This is a genomic window from Kitasatospora sp. NPDC056446 (assembly GCF_042796115.1).
GTDB lineage: Bacteria > Actinomycetota > Actinomycetes > Streptomycetales > Streptomycetaceae > Kitasatospora.
The window spans coordinates 1-2,879 of the sequence record NZ_JBHTRF010000166.1 but is presented as its reverse complement, the minus strand read 5'-3'; the positions used below and the strand labels follow the sequence as shown (position 1 = coordinate 2,879).

Annotated in this window: 4 protein-coding genes; 3 read left to right on the top strand and 1 reads right to left on the bottom strand. The window is 71.3% G+C overall.

Annotation, left to right across the window (positions count from 1 at the left end; all coding sequences use genetic code 11):
• Window positions 1-524 (bottom strand): GntR family transcriptional regulator (locus ACFQ6N_RS40190; RefSeq protein WP_380659113.1); only part of this gene is annotated, 524 nt, incomplete at its 3' end.
• A 160-nt stretch (window positions 525-684) separates the two neighbouring features.
• Here ACFQ6N_RS40190 and ACFQ6N_RS40185 point away from each other — a divergent pair.
• The 3 genes from ACFQ6N_RS40185 to ACFQ6N_RS40175 are packed head-to-tail and all read left to right on the top strand — an operon-like array spanning window position 685 to window position 2,866.
• Complete coding sequence (locus ACFQ6N_RS40185) at window positions 685-1,101, top strand: sigma factor (protein ID WP_350802072.1); 417 nt, start codon at window positions 685-687, stop codon at window positions 1,099-1,101.
• The gene (locus ACFQ6N_RS40180; protein WP_380659112.1) at window positions 1,098-2,258 is read left to right on the top strand and encodes a hypothetical protein; all 1,161 of its coding nucleotides are present in this window, start codon (window positions 1,098-1,100) and stop codon (window positions 2,256-2,258) included. Before ACFQ6N_RS40185 ends, ACFQ6N_RS40180 begins: the two co-directional genes overlap by 4 nt.
• Window positions 2,259-2,302: 44 nt before the next feature.
• Window positions 2,303-2,866, top strand: coding sequence for a hypothetical protein (locus ACFQ6N_RS40175; RefSeq protein WP_376648151.1), 564 nt, complete (start codon window positions 2,303-2,305; stop codon window positions 2,864-2,866).
• Window positions 2,867-2,879: the final 13 nt, after the last annotated feature.

The following is a 2,879-nucleotide window of genomic DNA, read 5'->3' as shown; positions in this document are numbered from 1 at the left end:
GTCGAGGAGAAGCTGTGGAAGGTCGGCGCGAAGGAGGGCGACACCGTCATCATCGCCTGCCATGTCGGGTCGCACGCCTGGGGTTCGTCGATCTCCGGTACGACGGCGGCGATGTCGGTGTGAACCCAGGACTGGGATGCCTGGAGAACGGTGTCGCCCCTAGTGATCGTCCGGACCCGGTTGACGACCTCGCCCTCCCCGATGTGCTGAGCGACCCACTCCGGAGCCTGGACGCGCTCCGACGACTTGTGGTTGATCACCTCACCGGGCTGGACGATTCCCTTGATCCGCTTCTCACCGGCGATCAGGGCCGGGCGGTCGGCGACGAACACGCCGCGCCCCTGCTGCGAGGTCACGAGCCCCTCGGCCTTGAGGATCGCCACGGCCCGGTAGACGGCGTTGTCGGACAGGTTGAACTGCTGCTGAAGGTTTTTCGTCGGCGGCAGCTTGTCGCCCGGTTCCAGGGTTCCGCGCTCGATTCGAGCCCGGATGTATGCGGCCATTCCGGCCACTGATCCCGCCACTGGGGCCTCCTTCGTAACTTCCTATCGGATGTTCCTTGACGGTACCCGACCGACCCCTTAACTTCCTATAGGAAGCCAACTTCCTACAGGAAGTTGCGCGGCTCCGGTGTGTCCGCACCGGAGCCGCTTCGGGCCGTTCCATGTGAGAGGAGCACGACCCATGAATGACGGTACATCCGCAGGTCAGGTCTCGATCCCCCAGGCGACGAGCGAGGACCTTGCCGCGGTTTTCACCGAGCACGGCGACCGACTGACCCGCTGGGTCTACAACCGGCTGGACCGTGCCGACTGGCACCTGGCCGAGGACATCACGAGCGAGGCGTTCCTCCGGCTGGTCCGTGACTTCACCGGCCGCCGGATCGAGAACCCGGCCGGTCTGCTGCGGACGATCGCGGGTCACGCGATCACCGACCACTACCGGCTGCGCCGCTCCGGCGAGCAGCCCACCGACTTCGGCGACTGGTTCGAGGCCGCGCGTCTGCCGGCGGCGACGTCGGCCGAGGACATCGCGGTGACGCACCTGACCGTGCTGGCGATGGTGGCCGACCCGGCCGCGCCGCTGGAGGTGGCGGCGTGACGGTCACCGAACTCCGGCCCGAGGCCGGTACGTACGACCCCGAGGCGCTGGCCCGCGCGGAGCAGATGCGCGCCGAGGCCGAGGCCCTGCGGATCAAGTCGGAGTCCGACTCCCGCCGTGCGGCGCTGGCCGACGAGAAGGCCGCCGCGAAGGCGCAGAAGGACATCCAGGCCGCGCTCGACGAGGCCGCCGACGAGCGCCGGGCCCGTGAGGAGGCCCGCCGCGAGGAGGCCGCCCGCAAGGCCAAGGCCGAGAAGTCCGCCGGGATCTGGCGCCGGTCGGCGCTCACCATCGCGATCGTCTGCGTCGTGGTCTCCCTCCCGCTCCAGGTCATGGCTTTCTGGGATCCGAAGGCGTTCTTCCTGGTCGCCGCCCCGTTCGTCCTGGAGGGCGTCGCGTGGGCGCTGCTGATGGGCGCTCAGGCCGCGATCGACGACGACCGGCCCTCCTGGCACTACCGGGCCGGAGCCATGCTCCAGGCGCTCATCGCCGCCGGGATCAACGTCGTTCACGGGCTGGAGGCGTTCGGCGTCGCGACCGCGATCGGCGGCGCGCTGTGCTCGATCATCGGCCCGGTCATCTGGGACTTGCACGAGCACGGCCGGATCGCGAAGAAGGCCGGTCGCCCGTCCCGGTCCGCTCGCCGTGCCGAGCGCCGCCAGGCCGAGGCGGACGCCCGCCGGGCCGCCGCCGTTCGCCTCGCCCGTGAGGCCGAGGACCCCGAGGTCTGGGAGCGGGCGACCGCCCTGGCCGCGTTCAGCGGTGAAGTCGTCCCCGTCCGCGACGGAGTCCTCCGCAGGTCCGCCGCGCGGGTCGAGCCGTCGGATGCGACGTACAGCCGGGCGTGGACGGAAATCCACGGTGCGCCGGTCGGTCAGACCGCCGCTCAGATCATGCAGACCCGCACCGCGAAGCGCGGTGTGCGCGTCGCTCAGAACGGCCCGCTCGCGGGCGAAAAAGCGCAGGTCGATTCCCAAATGGGCGACGAGTCGGAGAAGCCCTCCAAGGGCCCGAAGAAGCCCGGCACGGACGGCCGCAAGGGCAACGGCGGGACGCCTCCCGTGCGGACCCCCGGCACCAAGTACAGCCCTGTCGCCAAGCGGCAGATGAGCGACGAGCAGCGCCGCGCCAAGGGCGCCGCCGACGCGTCGGTCTGACCCTCCCTCACCCACTGCTCCACCGACTCCACGAGGAGATCCCCATGTCCCGCATCGTCCGCACCCTGGCCGTCTCCGGTGCCGCCGCCGCCGCGCTGATGGGCACCGCCACCGCCGCCACCGCCGACTCCCCCGAGGCCGCCGTCGCCACGGTCCAGGCCGCCGCCGACCGCGCCGCCAGCGCCCCCGTCTCCCTCCCCGACGGCCGGGTCCTGCACGTCCGTGGACTCGACGCCGTCTCCTACCGGGCGGACGCCGCCCACCACTCCGCCGTGGTGACCCTCGCCGACGGAGCCCCGGGCCAGATGCCCGGCAACGACGTCGCGCCGCAGGGCGTCGGCTCGCAGATCGGCACCGGTCTCCAGCAGCAGCCGCAGCAGGTCCAGACGCAGGCCACGGCCGGGAGCATCTCCACGGTCGCGGTCGCCGCGCTCGCGCTCGGCATCGTCGTCTTCTTCGGGATCAAGGCCGGGAAGCTCGCGAAGGGCTGGTTCGTCGTCAGCCTCGCCCTCGGTGTCCTGCTGTCGGGCACGTTGATCGGCCCGCTGGTCTCCCAGCTCACCGGCTCCGGCGTCACGGCGTTCGGCAACATCTGGGCCGGGATGTAGGTCCCCGCTGCCC